Annotated in this window: 22 protein-coding genes; 17 read left to right on the forward strand and 5 right to left on the reverse strand. The window is 67.3% G+C overall.

What is annotated here, in order from left to right; all coding sequences use genetic code 11:
• Nucleotides 1-9: 9 nt before the first annotated feature.
• Nucleotides 10-1,152, forward strand: coding sequence for an aminotransferase class I/II-fold pyridoxal phosphate-dependent enzyme (locus VNO22_08970; GenBank protein ID HXG61493.1), 1,143 nt, complete (start codon nucleotides 10-12; stop codon nucleotides 1,150-1,152).
• A gap of 12 nt (nucleotides 1,153-1,164) precedes the next feature.
• Nucleotides 1,165-1,533, forward strand: coding sequence for a methionine--tRNA ligase subunit beta (gene metG / locus VNO22_08975; GenBank protein ID HXG61494.1), 369 nt, complete (start codon nucleotides 1,165-1,167; stop codon nucleotides 1,531-1,533).
• Between the two features lie 13 nt (nucleotides 1,534-1,546).
• Here metG and VNO22_08980 read toward each other — a convergent pair whose 3' ends face one another.
• From VNO22_08980 to ileS, 5 genes are all read right to left on the reverse strand, one after another.
• Nucleotides 1,547-2,788, reverse strand: coding sequence for a response regulator (locus VNO22_08980; protein ID HXG61495.1), 1,242 nt, complete (start codon nucleotides 2,786-2,788; stop codon nucleotides 1,547-1,549).
• A gap of 26 nt (nucleotides 2,789-2,814) precedes the next feature.
• Nucleotides 2,815-3,978 (reverse strand): DUF4388 domain-containing protein, encoded by a 1,164-nt coding sequence (locus VNO22_08985; protein HXG61496.1) that lies wholly within the window; start codon nucleotides 3,976-3,978, stop codon nucleotides 2,815-2,817.
• 5 nt (nucleotides 3,979-3,983) lie between these two features.
• Complete coding sequence (locus VNO22_08990; protein ID HXG61497.1) at nucleotides 3,984-4,763, reverse strand: DUF4388 domain-containing protein; 780 nt, start codon at nucleotides 4,761-4,763, stop codon at nucleotides 3,984-3,986.
• Between the two features lie 3 nt (nucleotides 4,764-4,766).
• On the reverse strand, nucleotides 4,767-5,384 hold the full coding sequence (purN, locus tag VNO22_08995; protein ID HXG61498.1) for a phosphoribosylglycinamide formyltransferase: 618 nt from the start codon (nucleotides 5,382-5,384) through the stop codon (nucleotides 4,767-4,769).
• A gap of 91 nt (nucleotides 5,385-5,475) precedes the next feature.
• Nucleotides 5,476-8,202, reverse strand: a complete 2,727-nt coding sequence (ileS, locus tag VNO22_09000; GenBank protein HXG61499.1) for an isoleucine--tRNA ligase — start codon at nucleotides 8,200-8,202, stop codon at nucleotides 5,476-5,478.
• Nucleotides 8,203-8,298: 96 nt separating this feature from the next.
• On the opposite strand from ileS, the gene VNO22_09005 reads away from it, so the two are divergent.
• The 15 genes from VNO22_09005 to VNO22_09075 all read left to right on the forward strand — a co-directional run bounded on the left by VNO22_09005 (nucleotide 8,299) and on the right by VNO22_09075 (nucleotide 26,089).
• Nucleotides 8,299-9,090 carry a radical SAM protein gene (locus VNO22_09005; protein ID HXG61500.1) on the forward strand — a complete coding sequence of 264 codons (792 nt, stop codon included), beginning with the start codon at nucleotides 8,299-8,301 and terminating at the stop codon, nucleotides 9,088-9,090.
• A gap of 230 nt (nucleotides 9,091-9,320) precedes the next feature.
• Complete coding sequence (locus VNO22_09010; GenBank protein ID HXG61501.1) at nucleotides 9,321-11,198, forward strand: 2-oxoacid:acceptor oxidoreductase subunit alpha; 1,878 nt, start codon at nucleotides 9,321-9,323, stop codon at nucleotides 11,196-11,198.
• Between the two features lie 27 nt (nucleotides 11,199-11,225).
• Nucleotides 11,226-12,263, forward strand: a complete 1,038-nt coding sequence (locus VNO22_09015; protein HXG61502.1) for a 2-oxoacid:ferredoxin oxidoreductase subunit beta — start codon at nucleotides 11,226-11,228, stop codon at nucleotides 12,261-12,263.
• A gap of 49 nt (nucleotides 12,264-12,312) precedes the next feature.
• A complete protein-coding gene (gene folE, locus VNO22_09020) occupies nucleotides 12,313-12,903 on the forward strand; it encodes a GTP cyclohydrolase I FolE (GenBank protein ID HXG61503.1) in 591 nt (196 codons plus the stop codon).
• 11 nt (nucleotides 12,904-12,914) lie between these two features.
• Complete coding sequence (locus tag VNO22_09025) at nucleotides 12,915-13,496, forward strand: peroxiredoxin (protein HXG61504.1); 582 nt, start codon at nucleotides 12,915-12,917, stop codon at nucleotides 13,494-13,496.
• A gap of 79 nt (nucleotides 13,497-13,575) precedes the next feature.
• The gene (locus tag VNO22_09030) at nucleotides 13,576-14,400 is read left to right on the forward strand and encodes a PHP domain-containing protein (protein ID HXG61505.1); all 825 of its coding nucleotides are present in this window, start codon (nucleotides 13,576-13,578) and stop codon (nucleotides 14,398-14,400) included.
• Nucleotides 14,401-14,418: 18 nt separating this feature from the next.
• The gene (locus tag VNO22_09035; GenBank protein ID HXG61506.1) at nucleotides 14,419-16,224 is read left to right on the forward strand and encodes a serine/threonine-protein kinase; all 1,806 of its coding nucleotides are present in this window, start codon (nucleotides 14,419-14,421) and stop codon (nucleotides 16,222-16,224) included.
• A 7-nt stretch (nucleotides 16,225-16,231) separates the two neighbouring features.
• Nucleotides 16,232-19,027 (forward strand): FAD-linked oxidase C-terminal domain-containing protein, encoded by a 2,796-nt coding sequence (locus VNO22_09040; GenBank protein HXG61507.1) that lies wholly within the window; start codon nucleotides 16,232-16,234, stop codon nucleotides 19,025-19,027.
• Between the two features lie 52 nt (nucleotides 19,028-19,079).
• Nucleotides 19,080-20,177, forward strand: coding sequence for an aminofutalosine synthase MqnE (mqnE, locus tag VNO22_09045; GenBank protein HXG61508.1), 1,098 nt, complete (start codon nucleotides 19,080-19,082; stop codon nucleotides 20,175-20,177).
• Between the two features lie 96 nt (nucleotides 20,178-20,273).
• The gene (locus tag VNO22_09050) at nucleotides 20,274-21,065 is read left to right on the forward strand and encodes a TatD family hydrolase (GenBank protein HXG61509.1); all 792 of its coding nucleotides are present in this window, start codon (nucleotides 20,274-20,276) and stop codon (nucleotides 21,063-21,065) included.
• Nucleotides 21,066-21,144: 79 nt separating this feature from the next.
• Complete coding sequence (locus tag VNO22_09055) at nucleotides 21,145-22,503, forward strand: CsgG/HfaB family protein (protein ID HXG61510.1); 1,359 nt, start codon at nucleotides 21,145-21,147, stop codon at nucleotides 22,501-22,503.
• Between the two features lie 41 nt (nucleotides 22,504-22,544).
• Nucleotides 22,545-23,144, forward strand: coding sequence for an LON peptidase substrate-binding domain-containing protein (locus VNO22_09060; GenBank protein ID HXG61511.1), 600 nt, complete (start codon nucleotides 22,545-22,547; stop codon nucleotides 23,142-23,144).
• Nucleotides 23,145-23,218: 74 nt separating this feature from the next.
• Nucleotides 23,219-24,064: a 4-hydroxy-3-methylbut-2-enyl diphosphate reductase gene (gene ispH, locus VNO22_09065; GenBank protein ID HXG61512.1), complete on the forward strand. Its 846-nt coding sequence runs from the start codon at nucleotides 23,219-23,221 to the stop codon at nucleotides 24,062-24,064.
• A 47-nt stretch (nucleotides 24,065-24,111) separates the two neighbouring features.
• Nucleotides 24,112-25,881, forward strand: coding sequence for a TIGR03960 family B12-binding radical SAM protein (locus VNO22_09070; GenBank protein ID HXG61513.1), 1,770 nt, complete (start codon nucleotides 24,112-24,114; stop codon nucleotides 25,879-25,881).
• Nucleotides 25,862-26,089 carry a DUF2642 domain-containing protein gene (locus VNO22_09075; GenBank protein HXG61514.1) on the forward strand — a complete coding sequence of 76 codons (228 nt, stop codon included), beginning with the start codon at nucleotides 25,862-25,864 and terminating at the stop codon, nucleotides 26,087-26,089. The genes VNO22_09070 and VNO22_09075 overlap by 20 nt, the downstream gene beginning before the upstream one ends.
• Nucleotides 26,090-26,097: the final 8 nt, after the last annotated feature.

Genomic DNA, 26,097 nt, shown 5'->3' on the forward strand with positions numbered 1-26,097 from the left:
GGCCCCCTCATGAAGCGCGGACGCCACACGCTCGCCGTCCATTCCGCCCGCGAATTTCCGGGGCCCTCGACGCCGATCGCTCCTCCCCTGACGCTGGCTTCGGTCCACCGCTTCGGGGACCTCGAGAGCCTGACCGCGGCGTCGCGGGGCGAGGCGGCGCCGTGGGGATTCTATCGCCGCTACGGTCACGCGAACGGCCGCCAGCTCGAGGAGACGGTGGCGGCGCTCGAAGGGGCCGAGGACGCCCTGGCGTGCGCCTCGGGAATGTCGGCGGCGCTCGCGATCGTTTCGACCCTCGCGGGGAAGGGCGACCGGGTGGTGGCCGCGCGCGATCTCTACGGAGGGACACGGTCGTTCCTGGCGCGCGAGACGGCTCGACGGGGCGTTGGGGTGGAATTCCTCCCGCTGGAGGAGATCGAGCGGGGTGTCCCCGCGGGGACGCGGCTCGTCCTCGTGGAAACGATTTCCAACCCGCTGGTGCGGGTGGCGGATCTGGCGCGCGTCTCCAGGAACGCCCGCCGGGCGGGGGCGCTTCTCGTGGTGGACAACACCTTCGCCACCCCGTTTCTGTGCCGTCCGCTGGAATGGGGAGCCGACGTCGTCTACCACAGCGGGACGAAACTCCTCAACGGCCACGGGGACGCCGTGAGCGGAATCGTGTGCGGGGCGGCGGGTCCGATCCGGCTCATGCGCAAGTTCGCGATTTCGGTGGGGGCGACGATTTCACCGATGGACGCCTGGCTGACGCTGCGCGGGCTGAAGACGCTGGGCGTGCGGGTGGCGCGCGCGTGCGAAAACGCCGCCCGGATGGCGTCTTTTCTGGCTCGGCATCCGAAGGTGATCCGGGTGCATTATCCCCGGCGCGGGCGCGTCCTGGGACGGCATCGGGGAACGATCCTTTCGTTCGAGCTTCGGGGAGGACTCCGGGCCGCTTCCCGCTTCTTTCGGGCCTGCCGCCTGATCGCGCTGGCACCGAGCCTGGGGGACGTGACGACGACGTCGTCCCATCCCGCGCGCAGTTCGCACGCTTACCTTTCGGAGGAGGAGCGGGCGGCGATGGGGGTGACGGACGGGCTGGTGCGCCTGTCGGCGGGCCTGGAGGACGCGGAGGATCTTCTCGAGGACCTGTCGCGCGCCCTTGCGAAAGCTTAAGGAGGACCGATCATGGTGGAACCCGTTTCGCCCGCGCCCCCGCCGGCGGCCGCCGGGCCGATCGGCATCGAGGAATTCAAAAAGGTGGCCCTCCGCGTGGGCCGCGTGCTGGAGGCGGCGGAGCATCCCAACGCGCAGAAGCTCCTGGTCCTCAAGGTGGACCTGGGGGGCGGCGACGTCCGGCAGATCGTCTCGGGGATCAAGCCCTGGTACGCGCCGGCGGACCTCGTGGGCAAGAACGTGATCGTGGTGGCCAACCTCCGGCCGGCCACGTTGCGGGGCGTGGAAAGCCAGGGGATGATTCTGGCGGCCACGTCGGGTTCCGAGGTCGTCGTCTGCACGACCGTCAAGGACGCGGCGCCCGGGAGCCCCGTGAGCTGACGCCGGCCGCGGCTCAGGAGGGGCGCAGGCGGATCGTCGTCGTCCCGGTTCCGGTCGCGGTTCCCGGCTGGAAGAGTCCGGCGAGCGTCCGGAGGATCGAGTCCCGGGTGAAGGGCTTCACGACGTAGGCGCGGGCGCCCTTGCGGACGGCGGCGAGGGCGGCTTCCTTGGAGGCGTCCCCGGAGAGGACGACCACCGGGGAGGTCGTGTTCTCGCACAGCCAGGAGAGGAACTGGTGCTCGTCCGACGACGCCAGCCCCATGTCCAGGATCAGGGCGTCGACCTTCCGGTTTTCGCTGAGGAGCGCCATGGCCTGGGCGGCCTGTTCCTCGAGGACCTGGTAGCCGGCCTCGCGCAGAAGGGACGCGAGCGCCTGGCGGTACTTCAGCATGTCGCCCAGCAGGAGGATGGACCGCCGCTGTCCGGGAGGCACGGCGTAGGGAGAGCGGGGCGGGGCGCCCGGGCGCTGGGCGGGGAGTTTCGCGCTCGAATCGGCCTTGAGGTGAACGACGGTCGCGCCCTCGCGGTCCATGATCTTCACGTATCCCCGCGTGGCCAGGACGTACATGGCCCGGAGGGCCTCGAAGCGCGGGTAGAGCGACAGCCGCAGAACTTCCGAGACGCCGACGCGGCCGTTGATCTGGCTGTAGACGGCGCTCAGGAGGTCCGGATTCAGCCCGAGCTGATCGGGCGCGAACGGCTTGGTGGTTCGGATGGGGATCATCGTCTCGTCGCGGATGACCTTGTGGATGACGGCGAGCTCGTCGGCCCTGCGGGCGGCCTCGAGCGCGACCGAGGTGGGGGAAGCGTCCACGGTGACGTCCGCGAGCGGAAAATCCTTGGGCTTGGGGGGCGGGGGGCCTTCCTTGAACTCGAAGCGGGCGGACGTCCAGGAGAAAAGATCGTAGATCTCCTCCTGCGCCTGCTCGCGGAGGGCGGCTTCGATGTCGGCCTTGGTGACGAGTCCCTGGCGGCTGACGAGCTCTCCGAGCCGGCGGCCCGTCTTCTGCTGTTCGAGGAGGAGCTGATCGAGCTGGGCGCGGGTGATCTTGCGGGTGCGGATGAGGATCTCGCCGAGGGAGCTCGTCTTCTTGCTGCTGGTGGAGATGAGCTGCATGCCGTCGGGGGAGATGTAGATCACCTTCTGGAGAGGGCCCTGGGTGAGGGTGAGGGTGCCGGAGATCTGGGCGTTGTAGAGGTGCTGGAGCAGATCGGCGAAGCTGAGGATCGAAACGCTGCCCTGGAGGTCGCCCATGAGCGGTCCATTCTCCGGCAATCCGTTCAGTCCTTCAAGACGTTTGCGATCCGCTCGACGAGAAGGTCCTCCCGGAAGGGCTTCACGAGCACATACCGCGCGCCGCACTGAAGGGCGTTGGCGATGGCCTGCTTGCTCGTGTTGCCCGACAGCACGATGAACGGCGTGTTCGTGCGTTCGCGCAGCCGGGCGCAGAGTTTCAGGCCGTCCTCGGTTTCCAGGGGGACGTCCAGAACCACGACGTCCCCGGGGGACCGGTCGACGAGGTCGCCTTCCACGTCGGCGATGCGCCCTTCGATCGCGTCGTAGCCGGTGGAGCGCAGGCAGAGGGCCAGGGCCGAGCGGAAGGTCGGAAGGTCGCTGAGGATGAGCACCGTGCGTCCGCGGGCGGGCGCGCGCTCCTCGGCGGGCGTGGCGGGCCGGCGCAGGACGGTGTGGGGGGGCGTGAGGCCCTCGCCCCGGTCCCGGATCTTGATCACGCCGCGCTGGGCCAGGCCGTACAGGGTGCGCAGCACGGTGAACTTGGGGTAGAGCGACTCCTCGATGATGTGGGCCACCGTCCGCTCGCCGTCCACGAGCGGCAGGATGTCCTCGATGGCGTTGCGGTCGAGGCTGGGATCGTCCAGGGACGCCGGAAGCTCCAGGCGCTCGGCGATGAGGCGGGTGTCGGGAATCACGGACTGGATGCGGGCGAGCTCGTCCACGCGGCGGGCCGCCTCGATCATGATCGACATGACGTTGGCGTCCAGGAGGACGGACGCCAGCGGACCCTGGTCGGAGGGAGCCGCGCCGTCGCGGCTCTCCACGAACTGGAATCGCGCCTGCGTCCAGGTGAACAGATCGTAGATCTCCTCGGCCACCTGCTCGCGGAGCGCCGAGTCGATGACGGCGCGGTCGAGGATCCCCCGGCGGGAGACGATCTCCCCGAGGGGCGTGCCCGTGCGGCGCTGCTCGGCCAGCAGCTCGTCGAGCTGGTCGCGGGTCAGCCGGCCGGCGCGAAGAAGGATTTCTCCCAGGGGGTTGGTGCGCCGGGCTCCGCTGACCAGCCGGATGCCGTGATCGAGGAACTGGATGACCTTCTTCTGGTCCTCCTGCTCCAGGGTCAGGTAGCCCCGGCAATGGTTCATCGAGAGCATCTGGAGGAGGTTGGAGATGCCGAGGACGTCAACGTCTCCGCGGATTTCTCCCATGGCGTTTACCCCGCCCGCTCGGAGGCGCCGGCGACGAGGATCGCCGCGCCCTTGCGGTCGCGGGCCTTGAGCTGGCCCAGGGCCAGGAGCCTGTAGATCGCGCGCATCGTGGCGAATCTCGGGTAGGGCGAGATCTGCGCCACCTCGCGCAGGGTCCGTTTTCCGTCCACCAGGGGAAACAGCCCCCGGGCGGCCTCGAGGTCTTCGCCCAGCGCCGAGACCGGGATGGACGTGGCGGCCCGCTGGAGGACCATGTCCTCGTCGTGCAGGATCGAACGGATGCGCATGAGCTCGTCGTGCCGGCGGGCCGCTTCCATGAGAAGGGAGGTGACGTTCACGTCGAACGAGAGCCCGGCCAGCGGATCGGTGGCTTCCGCCCGCGCGGAGGGTCCCTCCTGGAACTCGAACGCCGCCCCTTCCCACATGAACATGTCGAAAATTTCTTCCTCGATCTGCTCGCGGAGCGCCTCTTCTACGTCTTTCCGGGTGGCCTTGCCGGCGCGGATCGCGAGCTGGCCGAGCTTGAGGCCCTCGAGTTTCTGGCGGCGAAGGAGCGCCTCCAGATCCGCGCGGCTGATCCGGCGTTTGCGCAGGAGAATCCGTCCCACCCGGTTGATTCGCTTCATGGTCGAGGAAAGCAGGCGGATCCCGCGGGGACCGAAATGAATCGCCTTGCGCTCCATCTCCTTGTAGAGCGTGAGCGTGCCCTCCCTCCGGTTGAAGGACAGAAGCTGAAGGAGGTTCCCCAGGCCCAGGATGTCCACGTCGCCCTTGAGGATGCCCATCGCTCAGGCCCCTCCTCCGGGCGCGGCGGGGACTCCGAGGCGGGCCGCCACCCGGCGGATGGCCTCGGGATACGCTTCGCATTCGGCCTGGAACACCCGTTCGGCGAGGCTCTCCGGCGTGTCCCCGGGAAGCACCGGCACCTTCTTCTGCAGGATGATCGGTCCGTGGTCGTAGTGCTCGTCGGCGAAATGCACGGTGCAACCGGACTCGCGGGCTCCGGAGCGCAGGACCGCCTCGTGCACCCGGCGGCCGTAGAACCCTTTGCCGCCGAACCGGGGCAGGAGCGCGGGATGAATGTTCAGAACCCTTCCGGCCCACTTCGGGGGAAAAAGATAAAGGTGCACGAAGCCCGCCAGGAGGACGAGGTCGATCGGGTAGCGCTCCAGCACCTCGGTCACCGCGCGGCTGAAGCTTTGCGCGTCCGGATAGCGGCGGCGGGGGACGACCTCGGCGGGCAGGCCGTGGCGCCGCGCCCGCTCCAGACCCGGCGCCGCCGGGTCGCTCGACACCACGACCTCGATCCGGGCGGGAAGCGATCCGTCTCCGATGCGGTCGATCAGGTTCTGGAGCGTCCGACCGCCGCCGGAGATGAGGACTCCCAACCGAACCGGGGGACTCATGGGTCGAGCGTCGTTCTCACCGAGGGTCCGTTGTTCAGTATATACCATAAGAAGGCGGTCGGGGGAACGCTCCGGACGCGCGGCCCGGCCCTCAGCTTCCCGCGATCACCGCCACGCAGCGGCCGCACAGCGTGGGATGGCGCGCGTCCCGCCCCACGTCCGCCCGGAGGTTCCAGCAGCGTTCACACTTGGGGTGGGGCGAGCGCTCCGCGTGGATGAAGAGGCCCTTGAGTTCCTCCGCCTCGCGGCCCGCGGGGGCGTCGGCGACGATCGCCTCCGAGACGATCAGGACCTCCTGAAGATCCACCGCCCGCAACGTCCGCGCCAGCGCGAGGTCGGCCGCGTGGAGCGTCACGCGGGCCTCCAGCGATTTGCCGATCGCGCCGGCGCGGCGGAGCCGCTCCAGCTCCCGGTAGACTTCCGCGCGGACCGCCCACACGCGCTCCCATTCGGGATCGGGCTCCCAGGGCCCCGGCTCGGGCCACCGCGCCAGGTGGACGCTCTCTTCGACGCGGCCGGGCATATAGCCCCACACCTCCTCCATCGTATGGGACAGGATCGGGGCGAACATCCGCGTCAACGCGTCGAGGATCTGGTAGAGCGCCGTCTGGGCCGAGCGGCGCTCGCGCGAGGTCCGGCCGGAGGTGTACAGCCGGTCCTTGAGGATGTCGAAGTAGAGCGCGCTCAGGGTGACGGCGCAGAACTGAAAGAGCTCGTGGTAGGCGCGGAAGAACTCGTAGCGCTCGAAGTGCTGGGTGACGCGGCGGACGAGCGCGGAAAGCTCTCCGAGCGCCCAGCGGTCCACGGGCAGGAGGTCCGCGACGCGGTCGCGGCCGGGGTCGAAGTCGTAGAGGCTCGCCAGCAGATAGCGGAAGGTGTTGCGGATCTTCTTGTACGGTTCGGCGCGCTCCCGAAGGATTTCCCAGGACATGGGAAGGTCGTCGGTGAAATCGATCGAGGCGATCCAGAGCCGCAGAAGTTCCGCGCCGATCTTGGACACCACCTCCTCGACGGGGATGAGGAAGCCGGATTTCGAAAGCTTGTCGCCGGTCCGGGCGTCCACGAGAAATCCGTGGGTGACGACCTCCCGGAAGGGGGCCTGGCCGTTGGAGAGGAGGCTGGCCAGGAGCGAGACCTGGAACCACCCGCGGTGCTGGTCGGTGCCCTCGAGGTAGAGCTCCGCCGGGAAGTGAAGTTCCGGGTGTTTCATCGAGACGGCGCGGTGGCTGGCCGCCGACTCGAACCACACGTCGAAGATGTCCTCCTCCTTGACGAAATCCTCCGATCCGCAGGCGCAGCGGGTTCCCGGGGGAAGGATGTCGCGGGGGGCGGTGGTGAACCACGCGTCGGCGCCGCCGCGGGCCACGAGCTTCTTGGCGGCGTCGAAGGTGACGTCGTTGAAGAGAAGCGCGCGGCAGCGGGCGCAGTAGAAGGCGGGGATCGGCACGCCCCAGGAGCGCTGCCGGGACACGCACCAGTCGGGCCGGTCCTGGAGCATGCCGGAGATGCGGGTTTCCCCCCAGGAGGGGACCCAGCGGGTGCGTCGCACCGCTTCGAGCGCCGCCCGGCGGCCGTCGTTGTGATCGATGAGGACGAACCACTGCTCGGTGGCGCGGAAGATGACGGGCTGCTTGCAGCGCCAGCAGCAGGGATAGTCGTGGGTGAATTCTTCGTGATGGAGGAGGACGCCGCTCCGGCGCAGGTCCTCCACGATCCGCGCGTTGGCCTGGAAGACGTGCTGTCCGGTGTACCCGGGCGCTTCGGCCGTGAAGATGCCCGACTCGTCCACGGGGGAGAGGATCGGGAGGTTGTATTTGAGGCCCGTCTCGTAGTCTTCCGCGCCGTGGCCGGGGGCCGTATGGACGAGGCCGGTTCCGTCGGAGACGGTGACGTAGTCGGCCAGGACGACGGGGCATTCGTGCCCGTAGAGAGGGTGCCGGTACTTTTGCCCTTCGAGGTCCCGGCCGCGCACGGACCCGACCGTTTCCCCGAGCGGGATTCGCTTGCGCAGCTCTTCGAGCCGCTGGGGGGCGGCCACGGCGAGGCGGTCGCGGAATCGGACGATCGCGTATTCGAGGTCGGGGTGGACCGCCACGGCGACGTCGGCCGGGAGGGTCCAGGGCGTGGTGGTCCAGACGAGGAGATCCGTTCCCGGGCGGGAGGTCATCTCGAAGGCCAGGTAGATCGAGGGAGAAGGGAGGTTTTTGTATTCGAGTTCGGCCTCGGCCAGCGCGGTGCGGTCCTGGAGGCACCAGTGGATCGGCCGGCGCCTCCGGGCCACGTGGCCTTTCTTCCAGAGAAGCTCGAAAACCTCGAGGATCGAGAGCTCGTACTGAGGGTCGATCGTGAGGTAGGGACGTTCCCAGTCCCCCAGGACGCCGAGGGACTTGAATTCGCGCCGCTGGACGTCGATGTAGGTGCGGGCGAATTCGAGGCAAAGGCGGCGGATTTCGGACTTGGGAAGGGAGGCGGCCTTGGGGCCCAGGTCCTTGACGACGCGATGCTCGATGGGCAGGCCGTGGCAGTCCCATCCGGGGACGAAGGGGGAATGGTAGCCCTGCATGGTCCGGAACTTGACCACGATGTCCTTGAGGACCTTGTTCTGTCCCGTGCCCACGTGCACGTGCCCGTTGGCGTAAGGGGGGCCGTCGTGGAGGATCCATTTCGGGCGGCCGCGGCGGGCGGCCTGGATTTTCGCGTACAGGTTTTCGCGTTCCCATCGCTCCCGGATCCGAGGCTCCATCTGCGTGAGGTTGGCGGCCATGGGAAAATCGGTCCGCGGGAGGTTGAGCGTGTCCTTGTACGGAGTGGAGCCCATGAGGGGAGACATCTTAATGAATGGTCCGGGGGGCGTCAACGCCGCCTCCGGCCGCAATCCTTTGCCGGGCGCCGGCGGCCGCGGTAAAATCCGCCCATGGGCGCGGTCCCTCCCAAGGTGTACGCCCTGGCCGATTCCGTGGTGTACGGCCCGATGGCGTCGCGCCGCCTGGGCCGGTCTCTGGGGGTCAACATCCTTCCCTTCGGCGTCAAGGTATGCTCGTTCAACTGCAACTACTGTCAATGCGGGTGGACGACGGATCTGGTGGACGCGGCGTCGCTCGCCCGGTATCGGTTCCCGAGCGCCCGCGAGGTGGGAGAAGCCCTGCGCCGCCGGCTGCCGGAGCTGAGGGCGTCCGGCGTGCGGGTGGACTGCATGACGATCGCCGGCAACGGAGAGCCGACGCTTCATCCGGACTTTCTCGACGTCGTCCGCGCCCTTCTGGCCGCGCGGGACGAATGCTGGCCCGGGCTCCGCACGGACATCCTTTCCAACGCGGCGCACCTGGACCGGCCGGACGTGGTCGAGGGGCTCAATCTTCTGGATGAGCGGTACATGAAGCTCGACGCGGGGACGGAGGAGCAGTTCCTGAACATGAACGCCCCGGTGATCGAGGCGGGGATCTGGGACGTGGTCCGGCATCTTCCGAGGCTGCGGGATTTCGTGGTGCAGGCGATGTTCACGCACGGCCGGCGGGACAACACGGACACGCGTTCGGTGGTGGCGTGGATCCAGCTTCTGGGGCGCCTGAAGCCCAAGGCGGTTCATGTGTACAGCGTGGATCGCGTCCCGGCGGACCCGAAGATCCGCCCCGTGGAGCGCGAGCTTCTGGAGGAGATCGCGCGGGCGCTGACGGCACAAACGGGGATCCCCGCGGAAGTGTTCTGACGGCCGGAGTCGGAGCGGGTCGGGAAAAAGAGAAGTGGAGGGTTCCCGGAAGCGCGGTCCTCTTGAAAGACCGCCTCGTGGGCCCTATACTTACCACAGCCGCCGCCGGTTCGGGCGGCTCGGCGACGGGCGGGGAGGGGTAGGTCCTCACGCCCCGGGAGAACGATGAGCATTCGGTCACGATCGGCGCCCCGTTCGAACGGGGCTTTTTTTGTAGCTGAGGAAGAACGATGACGCCCCCCACTGCTGCGGACGTATCGGCCCCGCCCCGGCGGCAGGTCCTCGAAAAGGTCACCATTCGCTTCGCCGGCGACTCCGGCGACGGCATGCAGCTCATCGGCGGCCACTTCACCAACACGACGGCCGTTCTGGGCAACGACCTGGCGACCTTCCCGGACTTCCCGGCCGAGATTCGGGCCCCGGCGGGATCGCTCCCGGGCGTTTCCGGCTTCCAGATCCAGTTCGCCGCCAGCGACATTCATACCCCGGGAGACCGGCCGGACGTCCTGGTGGCGTTCAACCCCGCCGCCCTCAAGGTGAACCTCCCCGACATGGCCCCCAATTCGGTCATCATCGTCAATACCGACGCCTTCACGGAGGTCGAGCTCAAGAAGGCGGGCTACAAGACCAATCCTCTCGAGGACGGATCGCTCTCCAAATACCAGGTCTTCAAGGTTCCCATCACGGATCTCACGATCAAGGCGCTCAACTCCATCAAGTTCGCCGAGAAGGATCACCAGAAGAAGGAGCGCAACAAGAACTTCTTCGCGCTCGGGATGCTGTACTGGCTTTATAACCGCCCTCTCGAGACGACCTTCAAGGCCATCGAGCGCGAGCTGGCCAAGAAGGCGGAAGGGGCGCAGCTCGTCGCCGCCGCGCAGACGGCGCTGAAGGCCGGGCACGCCTACGCGGAGGCCACGGAGCTCTTCCGTTCCCAGTACGTCGTCCCTCCGGCCCGCTACCAGCCCGGCACGTACCGCAACATCAACGGCAATACCGCTCTGGCGATCGGACTGGTGACGGCGTCGCGGCTGGCGGGGATTCCCCTCTTCTACGGGAGCTATCCGATCACGCCGGCCAGCTCGGTCCTCGAGGAGCTGTCGCGCCACAAGAATTTCGGGGTGCGGACGTTCCAGGCGGAGGACGAGATCGCGGCGGTGACCGCGGCGATCGGGGCCTCCTACGCCGGAGCCCTCGGCGTGACCGGCACCAGCGGCCCCGGGGTGGCCCTCAAGAGCGAGGCGATCAACCTGGCCGTGATGGTGGAGCTTCCGCTGATCATCTGCGACATTCAGCGCGGCGGGCCGTCCACGGGATTGCCGACGAAAACCGAGCAGGCGGATCTCCTGCAGGCTCTCTTCGGGCGGAACTCGGAATCGCCCGTGGCGGTCGTGGCCCCGGCGACGCCCGCGGAATGCTTCGACCTGGCGATCTTCGCCGCCCGCATCGCCATCAAGTACATGTGCCCCGTGTTCGTGCTCTCGGACGGCTACCTCGCCAACGGCGCCGAGCCCTGGAGGATCCCCGATCCCGAGCAGCTCCCCAGGATCGAGGTCCGCTTCCGGAAGGACCCCGACGGCTTCGCCCCGTACCTCCGGGACGAGGTGACGCTCGCCCGCGAGTGGGCCATTCCGGGCACCCCCGGCCTGGAGCATCGGATCGGCGGCATCGAGAAGAGTCACATCTGGGGCAACGTCAATTACGATCCCGAAAACCACGATTTCATGTGCCGGGTGCGCGCGGCGAAAATCCAGCGCATCGTCCAGGATGTTCCCGACGTGAAGGTCCACGGACCCGAGGACGCGACCACGCTTGTCATCGGCTGGGGGTCCACGTACGGGGCCATCCGCGCGGCGGTGGAGGAGTGCCAGCAGCGGGGGCTCAAGGTGGCGCGCGCCCACCTGAGGCACCTGAATCCGTTCCCGGCCAATCTGGGCAAGGTGCTTTCCCGCTTCCGCAAGATTCTGGTGCCCGAGATGAACCTCGGCCAGCTTCTGTTCCTCCTGCGCGCGAAGTTCCTGGTGGACGCCAAGGGCATCAACAAGGTGCAGGGAAAGCCCTTCCGCGTCGCCGAGCTGATCGAGGTGATCGAAAAGGAATGCCGATAGATTCCCGACCCGGGAGGTGAATGAACCATGGTCGCCCCCACGCAGCCCCAGACCGCGCCCCAGGCGCCCAAGTACACCAAGAAGGACTTCCAGACCGATCAGGAGGTGCGCTGGTGTCCCGGGTGCGGGGACTACGCCATTCTCAACGCCGCCCAGCAGGTCTTCGCCCAGCTGGGACTGCCCCGCCACAACCTGGTGATGGTTTCGGGGATCGGCTGCTCCAGCCGCTTCCCGTACTACGTGAACACCTACGGATTCCATACCATCCACGGGCGCGCCCCCGCCGTGGCCACGGGCATCAAGCTGGCCAACCCCAACCTCCAGGTCTGGGTGATCACCGGCGACGGGGACGGCCTTTCGATCGGCGGCAACCACCTCATCCACGCCCTGCGCCGCAACGTCGACCTCAAGATCCTGCTCTTCAACAACCGCATCTACGGGTTGACCAAGGGGCAGTACTCCCCCACGAGCGAGCTGGGCAAGCTCAATAAGTCCGCCCCCTACGGGACCGTGGATCAGCCGATCAATCCGATCTCGCTCGCCCTGGCCGCCGAGGCCACCTTCGTCGCGCGCTCGGTGGACGTGTACGCCAAGCACCTGATGGAAATGATCCGGCGGATGGCCGAGCACAGGGGATCGGCCTTCCTGGAGATCTACCAGAATTGCAATGTCTTCAACGACCGCGCCTTCGAGAAGTTCACCGAGAGGGACGTCCGGGACGACTGGAACGTGGTCCTGGAGCACGGCAAACCCCTTATTTTCGGAAAGAACCGCGACCGGGGGATCCGCCTCAACGGTTTGAAGCTGGAGGTCGTCAAGCTCGGCGAGAACGGAGTCACCGAAAAGGACCTCATCGTCCACGACGAGCACAATCCGCCGCTGGCGTACCTTTTGTCCCGCATGAACTTCCCGCAGTTCCCGGAGCCCGTCGGCGTCTTCCGCAGCGACCGCCTGCCGACGCTCGAGGAGCGCGTCGAGAACCAGATCGCGGAGGTGAAGAAGAAGCAGGGCGAAGGGGACCTGCGGAAGCTGCTTTTCTCCGGCGACCTGTGGGAAGTGAAGTAGCCGGCGGCCCGGATTGACAGCGCGCGCCGGGCCCCTATAATCAGGGCGCATGTCCGACAAGGCCGCCTTGGTCCGCCCCGAGCTCCGGGAACACGTGGCGGAGATCCTCCGCCTGCTCGGAGAGGATCCTTCCCGCGAGGGACTGGTTCGGACTCCGCTCCGGGTGGAAAAAGCGCTGCGCTACCTCACCCGCGGGTACGGCCAGGATCCCACCGAGACGCTCCGCGGAGCGGTCTTCGAGGCCAGCGACTACGACGAGATGGTGATCGTCAAGGACATCGACGTCTTCTCGCTGTGCGAACACCATCTGCTGCCTTTCTTCGGGAAGTGCCACGTGGCGTACCTGCCGGAGCGCAAGATCGTGGGACTTTCGAAGATCCCCCGCGTCGTGGAGGTCTACGCCCGTCGGCTTCAGATTCAGGAGCGCCTCACCACGGAGATCGCCCGCGTCATCGAGGACGCCCTGCAGCCCAAGGGGGTCGGCGTCGTCATCGAAGCGTTCCACCTGTGCGTGATGATGCGCGGCGTGGAAAAGCAGAACGCCCACATGATCACCAGCTCCATGCGCGGCCGCTTCCGCACGGACCCCAAGACCCGCGAGGAATTTCTGGATCTGATCCGTCGGTCCAAACCGCTATAAAGGAGGGTTTCATGGCGACGCTCGTCGGCAAGAAGGCCCCGGCCTTCAAGACCCAGGCGTTCGTGCGCGGCGAGATCAAGGAGATCTCGCTCGACGATGCCAAGGGAAAGTGGACGGTCCTGTTCTTCTACCCGCTGGACTTCACCTTCGTCTGACCCACGGAAATCATGGCGTTCTCCGACAGGTTGTCGGAATTCCAGCAGCGCGGCGCCGAAGTGATCGCCGTGTCCACCGATTCCGTGTACTCCCACAAGGCGTGGGCCGAGGTGCCCCGCACCAAGGGCGGCATCCAGGGCGTTCAGATCCCCATCGCCGCGGATCTCACCAAGATGATTTCGCGGGACTACGGAGTTCTCGACGAGGCCAAGGGCATCGCCCTCCGGGGGACGTTCATCATCAACCCCGAGGGGACCGTGGTTTCCGAGACCGTCAACTTCTTCCCCGTGGGACGCAACGTGGACGAGTGCCTGCGCACCATCGACGCGTTCCAGGAGGCCGCCAAGGGCGTCGTCTGCCCGGTGGGCTGGACCAAAGGGAAGGAGGCCATCAACCCGAAGGAAGCCTCCAAGTACTTCGAAAAGCTCAAGACGTAGCGGTCCTGCGACCGCCCCGGGTCTCCGCCGCCCGCGATCGCGTCGGAGCGGCGCGGGGCCCGGGGCCCGGGAGCGGCCGGTGAAGATCGATCTGCATACCCATACGACCCGCTCGGACGGCAATACGCCGCCGCGCGAACTGGTGCGGCTGGCGCGCGAGGCGGGAATCGGCGTCCTGGCCGTGACCGACCATGATACGGCGGAGGCGATCGAGGAATGCCTGGACGAGGGCGCCCGCCGCGGCGTCCGCGTCCTTCCCGGGATCGAGCTGTCCAGCCGGTTCGAAGGAAAGGACGTCCATGTGCTCGGCTACGGGTTCGACCCGGCGGCGCCGGCTCTGCGGGAGCGGCTGGAGGATCTTCACCGCCGACGCCGGGAACGGGTGACCCGGATCTGCGCGCGGCTGGCCGAGCTGGGGGTGGCTCTGGAGCCTCAGGAGGTTCTCCGCGAAGCGGGCGGAAAATCGGTGGGCCGCCGCCACGTGGCCCGCGCGCTGGTCCGCAAAGGCGCGGTGGGTTCCCTGGAGGAGGCGTTCGGGCGCTACCTCGGAGCCGATTCCCCGGCTTACGTTCCCGCCCACGAAATGACCCCCCGGGAGGCGCGCGACCTCGTCCACGCCCACGGGGGGCTGGCCGTCCTGGCCCACCCCGGGTTCCTCGAGGACGACGCCCTGGTCGAGCGCCTCCTGGACGAGGCGCGGTTCGACGGGATCGAGGTCTTTCATCGCTATGATTCCGCCACGCGGCACCGGACCTACCTGGAGATGGCCCATCGGCGCAATCTTCTGGTGACCGGCGGCTCCGACTTCCACGGGGACCGGCATCCGCGCAACGCCGCGCTGGGGGAGATGACCTGTCCCCGCGAGCACTGGAAAGCCTTTGAAAAGCGGCTCCGGGCGCAGTAGACTTCTTCGGACACGCCCATGACCCTCGACCAGGACAACGACCCACTTGTCGGGAGCAAGATCGGATCGTTCCGCGTGGAGAAACGCCTGGCCGCCGGCGGCATGGGCGTCGTTTATCGGGCCCGGCACGTCTCCCAGGATCAGGAAGTGGCCATCAAGCTTCTGGCCCCTTCGCTCGCCCAGGATCAAGAGTACGTCACCCGCTTCTTTCGGGAGGCCGGCGCCGCCGGCCAGATCGACCATCCCAACGTCGTGCGCGTCATCGACGTGGGGCGCCACGAGGACAAATACTACCTCGTCATGGAGTACGTCGAGGGGGAGACCCTCGATCGGATCCTGGACCGGGAGCGCCGCCTGTCCCTCGAACGCGCGACCCGGCTCATCCGGGATGTGGCCGCGGGCCTGGCCGCGGCCCATCGGGCCGGAATCATCCACCGGGACGTCAAGCCCGGCAACATCATCGTCTCCCGGGACGGGAAACCCCATCTCACCGACTTCGGCCTGGCCCGCCATACGGAGACGCGCAAGGGGCTGACGATCGAGGGGACGTTCCTGGGCACGCCGGAATACGCTTCTCCCGAGCAGGTCGAGGGTCGCCGCCTGGACCACCGGACGGACCTCTACTCCCTGGGCGTGACCTACTTCCAGCTTCTCTCCGGCACGCTCCCCTTCCTGGGGGAATCCCCCATGGAGATCGCCATCAAGCGCACCAAGGAGGAGCCGCGGCCCCTGGAGCACGCCTTCCCGGCGGCCGACCCGCGCGCCTGCGCGATCGTGCGCAAGCTTCTCCAGATGGAACCGTCCCAGCGGTACGCGAGCGCCACGGACCTCATCCGCGACCTCGACGCGATTCTCTTCGGCCAGAAACCCGAAGTCGCCCAGAAACCCGCGACCACGCGCGCCACGAAAACCCCTTCGATCACCGTGGCCGCCAAGCGCCGTCTCCGCGCCCTGACCCATTGGGGGCTCCTGTCCCTGGGAATCCTGTCGGCCTTCCTTTCCGGCGGCCTGGCCGCGCGGGGCGGCACGTTCCTGGAAACCTGGCCGGCCCGGGACGGCGACCTCGGACTGCGCATCCTTCTTCTCGTCTGCGCCCTCCTGGCCGGAGGCGGCGCGGCGTTCATCTACCGGCGCGAGTTCGCTTCGACGGGACGCATGGCCTCGCTGGCTTCGCTGGTCGCCCTGATGCTCCTGGGATCCCTGGCCGCCGGGACCCTGATCGACCGCGATTCGGGGCAGGGCGCCGTGGCGACGCTCGGCCACACGCTGGCCGCTCTCGGAACGTCGATCGGGGCGCCCGCCAACCGCCTCGCCTTCGGGCTGCTTTTCCTTTTCGCCGCCGCCGTCGTCTCGTTCGAGCACCTGCCGGGAGCGTCCCGCGTGCTGCTCTCCCGGGTGCTCATGGTCGTGGGATACCTCCTCATCTACTCCTTCGGGACGCCCCAAGGACTGGACGGCCCCTTCCGCCAGTTCATGATCCACGCGGAATTGTCGGTGCCCCTGGCCACGGCCACGGCGCTGGCCTGCGTTTTCGGGACGTGGCTCCTGACGGGCTGGAATTTCGAGGGCGGATGGAAGGTCTTCGGCGCCGCCCTGGCCCTGGCCGGGGCGGCGGGACTTTTCGCCTTCGGAGCGCTGGTGGCCCAGCCGCTGCGTCCGGAAGGATGGCTCGCCCTCCTCGGGGAACGGTTCGATGACTTCGGGCGCGCTTTCGCCAAGCAGGGGACGGCGCTCGCCGTCGTCCTGGCCGTGGGTGTGATCGAACAATCCGTCGTGGGCGCCGGAATGCGCCGCATGGACCGGTTCTACCGCAAGAAGTTCTGATCGCCGTATGCCTGCCGCTTCGGGCCTGGAACGCGACCTGCGCCGCATCGTCCGCGGGGACGTCCTCTGCGACGAGATTTCCCGCGCCCTCTACTCGACCGCCGCCTGCATCTTTCAGATCGTTCCCCAGGCGGTCGTCGTTCCCCGCGACCGACGGGATGTGGCGGCCGTCGTGAAGTACGCCGCGGAGCGGGAACTCCCGATCACGCCGCGCGGCGCCGGCAGCGGCCTGGCCGGGCAGACCCTCGGACCCGGCATCATCCTGGACTTCTCGAAGTACATGAACCGGATCCTGGAGACGGATCAGGTCCGCTCCACCGTCCGTGTCGAGCCCGGTGTGGTCCTCGGGGATCTCAACCGGCACCTGCGGCAGTTCGGGCTCTGGTTTCCCCCGGACCCCTCCAGCGGCGATGTGGCCACCCTCGGCGGCATGATCGCCAACAACGCCGCGGGGGCCCACTCCGTCAAGTACGGCGTCACCCGGGACTACGTGGCCGGACTCGAGTGCGTCCTGGACGACGGTTCCCTCACCGGCCAGGACCGCTGGAAGGAACTGGTTCAGAAGATGGCGTCGCTCACGGCCGCCAACCGGCCCCTCATCGAGCGGTGGAAGCCGAACGTCCTGAAGAACTCGAGCGGGTACCACCTCTACGACGATCCGTTCGACATGAACCGGCTGATCGTCGGCAGCGAGGGGACGCTGGCCGTCGTCACGGAAGCGCGCCTGCGGATCGCGCGCCGGCCGACCGAACGCATCCTGCTTCGGATCACCTTCGACGACCTCGAGCCCATGGGGCGGGCCGTCCAGGCGCTTCGCCCGCTGGGCCCCAGCGCCCTCGAGGTGATCGACAAGACGATGATCGATCTCGTGCGCGGATCGCTCCTCGAATACGGCGAAGCGATGCCCGAGAACCTCCGGGCGATCCTCCTGTGCGAGTTCGACGGAGACCGCCGCGACGCCGTCGAAAAGCTGGCGGAAAAGGCCCGGACGCTCCTGGGGGAGGCGCTCGAGGTCACCGTGGCCTCCGGCGGGGATTACGAAAAGCTCTGGAAGGTCCGCAAGGCCGCATCCCCGATCCTCGACCGCCTGCAGGGGCCGCTTCGCTCGACGCGCATCATCGAGGACGCCTGCGTGCACCCGGACCGGCTGGTCGACTACATCCGGGGGCTCAAAGGGATCTTCGCCCGGCACGGCGTGGACGGCATCGTGTTCGGTCACGCCGGCAGCGGACACGTCCACGTGAACGTCCTCATGGATCCGCGCTCGGGGGAGCATCATGCGAAGATCCGGCCCCTCTGCGAGGACGTGGCCGATCTCGTGGCGTCCCTGCGGGGGACGCTGTCCGGGGAGCACGGGGACGGGATCCTCCGGGCGGCGTACCTGCGCAAGATCTTCGGGAAACTCTACCCGCTCTTCGAGGAAGTCAAGCAGGCGTTCGATCCCCGGAACATCCTCAATCCGGGCAAGAAGCTGGCGCCGCCGGACTTCGATTTCACGCCCTTCCTGAGGGCGTCCCGGAGGCCGGACGCGACCTATCGGCACGACTCGCCGTTCCTCGCCTGGGCGGGCGAGATCGAGCGCTGCAACGGGTGCGGCCACTGCCGGACCTACTGTCCCGTGTTCAAGGAGATTCCCGACGAGGCGGCGACGCCGCGGGGCAAGGCGGTGGCGCTCGGGGCGGCGCTCGAGGGGAAGGTGGCGGAGGATCCGGCGGCGCTGCGGCGGGTGGCGGATCTGTGCATCAACTGCAAGCTGTGCCTCGTCCTTTGTCCGTCCCGGGTGGACATTCCGGGAATGTGCCTGGAGGCCAAGGCGTTCGACGTTTCCCGCCGGGGGCTTTCCCGCCGGGACGCGCTCTTCGTGCGGGTGCGGGAGAATTCGGAGCGCGCCGCCCGCTGGGCGCCCTTTTCGAATTGGCTGGCGCCCGTGGCGGGGCCGATCCTCGGGCTCAAGCGCGCGCCGCGCTTCGTGCGGGCGGAGGTGCGTCCCACGCGCGTGTCCGACCGCAAGGTGGTTTATTTCGCCGGCTGCTTCGCCGATTTCAACGATCCTCTGGGCGAGAAAAAGTCCACGATCGAAGTCCTCGAACGGAACGGCTTCGAGGTCGTGATTCCGGACTACCGCTGCTGCGGGCTGGCGGCGCTTTCGCTGGGCGCGCGCGAGGAGGCCGTCCGGGACGCGCGCGAGAACGTGGCGATTCTGGCGGCCACGGGGGATCTTCCGATCGTCGCCAGCGCCCCGTCCTGCGGGCTCATGCTCAAGATGGAACTCCCGCGGCTGGTTCCGGGGGACGACGCCCGCCGGGTGGCCTCCCGGGTGACGGACGTTCACGAGTTCCTCTGGAGCCTGCACCGCCGGGGGGCGCTGGACGTGAATTTCAAGCGCATCCAGTCCACGCTCCTGGTGCATCCCACGTGCCACCTGCGGGCGCTGGGGGCGGACAAGGCGGCCCGGCAGGTGCTCGGCCTGATTCCGGGGATCGAGCTCGTGGAGATTCCGGAACGCTGCTGCGGGATGGCGGGGTCGCTCGGAATGAAGGCCGCCACGTACGATCTGGCTCAGGCGATCGGGCGGCACGTGTTCGCGGACATCCGGGCGAAAAATCCCACCCTCCTGGCGGCCTCGAACGGCACCTGCCGGTTCCATATCGGGGAGGGGGTCGGCCGCGAGGTGCTTCACACGATGACCCTTCTGCACCGCGCCTACGGGCTTTCGCCTCTGGACGGCTTCCACAAGGTGCACGAAGGGGTGGCCATCGCCTCGCTTCGGAACCACATGGCCGCCTCCGAGCCGGACGAATAAGGCGCGTGCGGGCGCTTGCGGCTCCGGGCCGGGCCGGGTAGAATCCGGGCCCATGACCGGCGACACGCTGCGGGATCTCGAAGACAAGGTGCGCGCGGGGGAGCGTCTGTCGTTCGAGGACGGAGTGCGCCTTTTCAAGGCGCGCGATCTCTTCGCGGTCGGCCGCCTGGCCAACCTCGTCCGCGAGCGCAAGAACGGCAACCGGGCCTACTACGTCCGGAACATGCACCTCAACTACACGAACGTGTGCGTGTTCGACTGCCATTTCTGCAGCTTCTACCGCAAGGAAGGGCAGGAAGGGGCCTGGGAAATGGATCTCGAGGCGGTCTTCGCCTATGCGGCCAAGGCGCGCTTCGAGCGCCTGAACGAGCTGCACATCGTGGGCGGGGTGCATCCGCGGCTTCCGTTCGGCTACTACCTCGAGATGCTCCGCGGGCTCAAGGAGCGTTACCCCGAGCTGCACCTGAAGGCGTTCACGGCGACCGAGATCGACCACCTGACGAAGATTTCGAAAAAGCCGGCGGAGCAGGTGCTTCTGGAGCTCCGGGAGGCGGGACTGGACTCGCTTCCGGGAGGAGGGGCGGAGATTTTCGCCCCGCGGGTGTGGAACCAGATCTGCAGCGGCAAGGCGAAGCCCGAGCGATGGCTGGAGATTCACCGCGCGTGGCACCGCCTGGGAGGGCGCTCCACGGCCACGATGCTGTACGGCCATCTCGAGACCGACGAGGAACGCGTGGATCACATGCTGCGCGTGCGGGCGCTTCAGGACGAGACGGGCGGATTCACGGCGTTCATCCCGCTGGCCTTCCAGGTGGAGAACAACCGTCTCTCGCACCTGCCGCGGCCCACGGCCCAGACGGACCTCCGGGTGCACGCCGTGGCGCGGCTCCTTCTGGACAATTTCGACCACATCAAGGCGTACTGGGTGATGACCGGGCTCAAGATGGCCCAGATTCTTCTCTCCTGGGGCGCGGACGACATCGACGGGACGATCGTCGAGGAACGGATCGTGCACATGGCGGGGGCGGAATCGCCCCTGGGGGTGACGGAGGAGGAGCTCCGGGCGCTCATCCGCGAGGCCGGCCGGGAGCCCGTGCGCCGCGACACGCTGTACCGGCCGCTGGAGCCCGTCGAGTCCGGGCGGGCGTAGGGGCGCGGCGCCCGCGAGCCAGGGGATTTTTTTCGCTTTACCCGGCGGCGGGGGAGGCGTAGACTTTCGGGAAATCGCCGCTTCCCGGAGGTCGGCATGCGCATCTTCGAACCGCACGCCCACATGTACGCGCGCACCACCAACGACTACGAAGCCATGGCCAAGGCGGGCGTCGAGGTGCTGGTCGAGCCCGCCTTCTGGCTGGGCGAAACCCGCAAGTACGCCGGCAGCTTCTTCGACTACTTCGACCATCTGATCCACTACGAACACTCGCGGGCGGCCCGCTACGGAATCCGGCAGTACGTCACGATCGCCATGAATCCCAAGGAGTCCAACAACTACGAGCTGGCGCAGGAGGTCGTCGAGGAACTTCCGCGGTTCCTCGAGCATCCGCGCGTGGTGGCGGTCGGCGAGATCGGCTTCGACGCGATGACCCCCACGGAGGAGGAATTCTTCGTCCGGCAGGCGGAGCTGGCGCGCGAGTTCGGCCTGCCTCTTCTGATTCACTCGCCGCACCTCAACAAGTACGAGGGCATCCGGAGGCTCCTCGAAGTTCTCAAGGGAATGGACTACGACATGGACCGCGTCCTCATGGACCACAACGTCGAGGACACGACGCCCATGTCCCTCAAGGCGGGCTGCTGGGCGGGGCACACGGTCTATCCGATCACGAAGCTCTCGCCCGAGCGGATGGCCAACATCGTCGAAGACAACGGCTACGAGCGCATGATGATCAACTCCGCCGCCGACTGGGGGCCCAGCGATCCGCTCATGGTCAAGTACACGGTGGAGGAGCTGCGCGGCCGCGGAGCCTCCGAGCGGGATCTCGAGCGCCTGGTCTGGGACAATCCATGGAATTTCTTTTCGAAATCGGGACGTCTGCGCTGAGAATTTGGTAATGTATTGACGGCCCGGCCGTCTAAAAATCCTGACCGGACGGATCGGACTTATTGCAGGGAGGGAAGAGATGCTTCGAGCCATGGGCGCGGCCGCGCTCTGGGTGGTCCTGACGGCGTGTGGAACCTCGACCAGCGAAACGTATTCGAAGGACTCCATTCCGGACATCGGCAACTATCCTCCGCCTCCGCCCGGGTACACGAAGGTGCGCGCGGCGGTCATGAAGCTGCAGGACAAGACCAACAACCAGTCGTGGCATTCGCGCCCGGTCGGCGAGCAGGCGGCCGAGCAGCTCGAGACGCTCCTGGTGAACTCCGGGAGATTCAACATGATCGAGCGGCTCCAGCTCGAGAACGTGCTCAAGGAGCAGGGGCTCGCCAATGTGGTGGATCCCAACGAGCTGGCGCGTCCGGGACGGGTGCGGGGCGTGGATTATCTGTTCCTCGGATCCATTACCGAGTTCAGCATCAAGGTCATGCGGACGCGGACCGGCGGCGGCATTTTCGACCGCATCCTTCCCGGCATCGCCCCTCTGGACATCGATACGAGCAAGACGGAGATCGAGACGCGCGTGGCGGTGGACATCAAGCTCGTCAATACGACGACCGGGGAGATCGTCGCCAAGGACGCCGAACCCGTCAAGCGGGTCGATACCGCCAGCGCGTGGGGCGTCCGCGTCCTCGGCATCGGCGGGGACGCGAGCAAGGACATCAAGGTGGACGCCGAAAGCCAGGGCCGCATCATGCGGTACGCTCTGGACCAGTCTTTGAAGCGCATGCTTCCGGCCATCGACGCCAAGTTCTCGCGGCCCCAGCCGTCGTACTGCCCGCACTGCAAGACGGAGCTGGCCGCGGGGCAGAACTTCTGCACCAAGTGCGGCAAGTCCGCCGCCAAGCCCAAGTGCAAGTGCGGCGCGGAGCTGGAGTCGGGGGCGAAGTTCTGCGGCGCCTGCGGAAGCAAGGTGGAAGGGGCGGAGCCCGCGCCGTCGTCGCCCCAGGGGCGCGCGCCGTCGCCCGCGCCCGCCTCGGGGGATTATTTGCCCGAACACGCCGTCCTGGCGCGCGCCCCGAGCGGGAAATGGTATGCGTGCATCGTGAAGACGCCCGCCGAGGGCGAGAAGAAGGAAGTCGAATTTCAGATGCTGACCAAGAACGAAACCTTCAAGAGCGAGCGCTATCACAAGACCCGCCCGGCGAAGGCCGAGGACATCAAAATCGGCGCGACGGTCTTTGTGCCGAATGTTTTCGCGTATGGACGGGATCTGAACCGTCCGGGGGCGGTCGTCGAAACGTGGAAGGAGAGCTTTTCGGAGTGGCAGGAAACGACCGTCACCGGCGTAAAGGGCGGCGAGCAGGGTCTTTTCCAGGCGCCCGTCTACGGGGAAAAGGACATTCATTTCTCCAACGTTCGCGTGGCCGTGAAGGAGTGAGCGGGCCGGGCACGTTCTCTCGAGAGACGTTTTCGGGGAAGGTGCCGCTCTTTCCCTTGCCGGACGTGGTCCTTTTCCCGGGATCCCTCCTTCCGCTTCACGTCTTCGAGCCGCGCTATCGGCAGATGACGCGGGACGCTCTGGACGGGGAACGGCTGATCGCCATGGCCCTGCTCAAACCGGGCTGGGAAAAGGATTACTACGGCAATCCTGCCGTCCACGACGTGGTGGGGATCGGCCGCATCGCGGAGGACAAAGTGCTTCCGGACGGCCGTTTTCTCCTGCTTCTCGAGGGCGTCGCGCGGGCCCGGCTTCTGGACATCGTCCGGGATCGGCCGTACCGGGTCGCCCGGGTGATTCTTCTGGAAGACCGGATCCCTGAGGGAGCGGAGGAGACGTTCCGGCCCGCGCTGGAGGATCTTTGCTCCCGGCGGATCGCGGCGGCGCCCGCGGCCCCTCCGGGAACGCTCTCCTTGGGCTGCCTGTGCGATCGGGTCGCGGCGGCCCTCGTGCGGGATCCGGCGGCCCGGCAGGAACTGCTGGCGGAGGAGGACGTGGGGGTTCGGTGCCGGCGCCTCCTGGCCGCGATTCCCCCCGGAACGGGCGTTCGGGGCGACCCCGGCCGGCCTTCTCCCAATTGAAGGCCGCAAGGTTGATTTAGACTTGCGGCGGATTTCCGATTATAGTAAGAGGAGTCCGATTCGCCCGGGACGGCATGGAAATCAGAATCGCCAAGGAAATCGGGTATTGCTACGGCGTCCGGGACGCCGTGGACATGGCCATCGACGAGGCCGACAAGGCCGGAGGGGCCAAGGTCTATACCTTCGGGCCGATCATTCACAATCACCATACGATCGACATGCTCCGGGACGCGCACAACGTCCATACCGTGCAGTCGATGGAGGAGATCGGCGAGAAGGGCGCCACGGTCGTCATCCGCACGCACGGAACCACGCCGGCGCGGATGAAGGAACTCGTCGAAGCGGGATTCAACGTCAAGGACGCGACGTGCCCCTTCGTCCTCAAGACCCAGCGCAAGGCGCGCGAGTTCGCCGCGGAGGGGTACCACATCGTGATCCTCGGCCATCGCAACCATCCCGAGGTCGTGGGGATCGCCGGCCAGGTGCCGGATCGTCACACGATCGTGGATACACGGGAGGATCTCGAGAAGGTCGGCCGCCACCTCAAGATCGCCGCGCTCTTTCAGTCCACCGTGACCTTCGAGGACTACGCGTGGGCGATTCCGCTCCTGGCGGCCAAGTGCTACGAATTCAAGCTCCTTCAGACGATCTGCGGCGTCACGATCACGCGGCAGAAGCGCACCGCCGAAGTGGCGCGGGACGTGGATCTCATGATCATCATCGGGGGGAAGAACTCCTCCAACACGAAGAAGCTCGTGGACGTCAGCCGGCCGTATTGCCGCACCGTGCACATCGAGGAGCCCGAGGAGATCGACGGCGTGGATCTCTCCGGCGTGCGCCGGGTCGGCATCAGCACGGGAACCTCGACGCCCGAATTCCTGGTGGATGCGCTCGTCGAGCGGCTCAGGGCGAGGGCGTGACCGGAGCCCCCGCCTTCGCGGGCCCGCCTCCGATCGCGGACAACGACATGACCACCGTCTGGGACAGGCTGGAACGGCATCTGCTCCATGTGCAGAGCCCCGCCCAGTACATCGGCGGGGAGTGGAACACAATCCGCAAGACGGACGCCGAGGTCAAGGTGGCCGTGGCCTTCCACGACTGCTACAAGATCGGCATGGCCCACCTGGGCCTTCAGATTCTCTACGGACTTCTCAACTCCCGGGAAGACACCCTGTGCGAGCGCGTCTTCGCCCCCTGGCCGGACCTCGAGGACCGCATGCGGGCGGAGGGCCTCCCCCTGTTCTCGGTGGACAGCCACCGGCCGGTGCGCGAGTTCGACATCCTGGGCTTCTCGCTGCAGAGCGAGCTCGGGTACACGAACGTTCTCAACATGCTGGAGCTGGCGGGCCTGCCGCTCCGGGCCCGGGAGCGCGGCCCCGAATTTCCGCTCGTCGTCGGGGGAGGCGTCAACGCGAGCTATCCGGAGCCGCTGGCCGACTTTTTCGACGTCTTCATCCTGGGAGACGGCGAGGAGGCGATGCCCGCGCTCGTGGACGTCTACAAGGACCTGCGCCGGGACCGGGACGCGCTCCTCAGGACGGTCGCCGAACGGGTTCCGGGAGCGTACGTTCCGTCTCTCTACGAATGGACCTACGCGCCCGATGGGACGATCTCCTCGTTCACGGGCCGGGTCGTCAAGAAGGCCCAGGTGGCGGATCTCGACGGGGCTTATTATCCGCTCAAGCCCGTCGTGCCGTTCGCGGAGGTGGTCCACGACCGGATCAACCTGGAGATCATGCGGGGCTGCCCGCACCGCTGCCGCTTCTGCCACGCCGTGAGCTTCAAGAACAAGCTCCGCTTCCGCTCGGTGGAGAAGCTCCTGGCGCAGGCGGAGGAGGTGTACAAGAACACCGGGTACGACGAGATCGCCCTGACGTCCCTGTCGAGCGGAGACTACCCGCAGATCCACGAGCTCATGACGCGGCTTCACGCCCGCTTCCGCCAGCGGCGGGTTTCGGTGTCGCTGCCGTCCCTGCGCGTGGACGAGAAGCTTTCGGAGCTTCCGGCGCTGATGACCTCGGTGCGCAAGGGAGGCTTCACGATCGCTCCCGAGGGAGGCTCCGAGGAATTCCGCAGGATCATCCGCAAGCCGATCCGGGACGAGGACCTTGATGCGACCGTCCGGGCGGCCTTCCAGCACGGCTGGAATCACGTGAAGATGTATTTCATGGTGGGATTCCCGATGGAGACCGCGGCGGACGTCGAGGCCATTCTCGAAACCGCCAAGCGGGCCAGCCGGATCGGCAAGGAAGTCCGGGGGAAGTGGGGCGACGTCAATATCACCCTCTCCCCCCTCATTCCGAAGCCTCATACCCCGTTCCAGTTCTGCGCGCAGCGGGAGCTGGAGTACGTGCTGGAGGTGGAGCGGCGCCTGGCGTCCCTGGCGCGCGGCACGCGGGTCCACCTGCGCGCGCACGATCCGCGGAAGTCCTACATCGAGGCGGTTCTGGCGCGGGGGGACCGGAGGGTGGGCGCCGCCCTCGTGGAAGCGCGCCGGCTGGGCGCCCGTTTCGACGAATGGTCGGAGTTTTTCGATTTCCCGCGCTGGATGCGCGCCTTTCAGAACGCGGGCATCGATCCCGATTTCTACGCCCGCCGGGAACGCTCCGTCTCGGAGGTGCTCCCGTGGGAGCCGCTGGACGTGGGACGGCCCAAGCAGGCCCTCTGGAACGACTACCAGGCGGCGCTGCAGGCGGCCCGCGAGCGGGAGGCCAGGAATGCTGAAAAAGCTAGCTGAGTTCCTCGAACGCGAAGTCGAGATCTGGACCACGGAGAACACGGAGCCGTGGATGGGGATCCTCAAGCAGGTGACGCCCGACTACGTGGCGCTCCTCATCGACGAACTGGAAACGTTCCTGGTGGCCAACAAGATCGTGGCGTTCCGGCTCTCCGAAGGGGAGCAGGGCGCCGCCGCCGGGGAACGGGGCGAGGAAGAGGAGGCGTAGGACGCCGC

This window comes from Planctomycetota bacterium, assembly GCA_035574235.1.
GTDB lineage: Bacteria > Planctomycetota > MHYJ01 > MHYJ01 > JACPRB01 > DATLZA01.

Coding starts and splice junctions, on each gene's coding strand:
- VNO22_09070 (HXG61513.1), top strand. CDS start 24,112: ATGACCACCGTCTGGGACAGGCTGGAACGGCATCTGCTCCATGTGCAG.
- VNO22_09075 (HXG61514.1), top strand. CDS start 25,862: ATGCTGAAAAAGCTAGCTGAGTTCCTCGAACGCGAAGTCGAGATCTGG.
- VNO22_08990 (HXG61497.1), bottom strand. CDS start 4,763: ATGGGCATCCTCAAGGGCGACGTGGACATCCTGGGCCTGGGGAACCTC.
- metG (HXG61494.1), top strand. CDS start 1,165: ATGGTGGAACCCGTTTCGCCCGCGCCCCCGCCGGCGGCCGCCGGGCCG.
- folE (HXG61503.1), top strand. CDS start 12,313: ATGTCCGACAAGGCCGCCTTGGTCCGCCCCGAGCTCCGGGAACACGTG.
- VNO22_09010 (HXG61501.1), top strand. CDS start 9,321: ATGACGCCCCCCACTGCTGCGGACGTATCGGCCCCGCCCCGGCGGCAG.
- ispH (HXG61512.1), top strand. CDS start 23,219: ATGGAAATCAGAATCGCCAAGGAAATCGGGTATTGCTACGGCGTCCGG.
- VNO22_08970 (HXG61493.1), top strand. CDS start 10: ATGAAGCGCGGACGCCACACGCTCGCCGTCCATTCCGCCCGCGAATTT.
- VNO22_09015 (HXG61502.1), top strand. CDS start 11,226: ATGGTCGCCCCCACGCAGCCCCAGACCGCGCCCCAGGCGCCCAAGTAC.
- VNO22_08985 (HXG61496.1), bottom strand. CDS start 3,978: ATGGGAGAAATCCGCGGAGACGTTGACGTCCTCGGCATCTCCAACCTC.
- VNO22_08980 (HXG61495.1), bottom strand. CDS start 2,788: ATGGGCGACCTCCAGGGCAGCGTTTCGATCCTCAGCTTCGCCGATCTG.
- purN (HXG61498.1), bottom strand. CDS start 5,384: ATGAGTCCCCCGGTTCGGTTGGGAGTCCTCATCTCCGGCGGCGGTCGG.
- mqnE (HXG61508.1), top strand. CDS start 19,080: ATGACCGGCGACACGCTGCGGGATCTCGAAGACAAGGTGCGCGCGGGG.
- VNO22_09055 (HXG61510.1), top strand. CDS start 21,145: ATGCTTCGAGCCATGGGCGCGGCCGCGCTCTGGGTGGTCCTGACGGCG.
- VNO22_09040 (HXG61507.1), top strand. CDS start 16,232: ATGCCTGCCGCTTCGGGCCTGGAACGCGACCTGCGCCGCATCGTCCGC.
- VNO22_09005 (HXG61500.1), top strand. CDS start 8,299: ATGGGCGCGGTCCCTCCCAAGGTGTACGCCCTGGCCGATTCCGTGGTG.
- ileS (HXG61499.1), bottom strand. CDS start 8,202: ATGGGCTCCACTCCGTACAAGGACACGCTCAACCTCCCGCGGACCGAT.
- VNO22_09035 (HXG61506.1), top strand. CDS start 14,419: ATGACCCTCGACCAGGACAACGACCCACTTGTCGGGAGCAAGATCGGA.
- VNO22_09050 (HXG61509.1), top strand. CDS start 20,274: ATGCGCATCTTCGAACCGCACGCCCACATGTACGCGCGCACCACCAAC.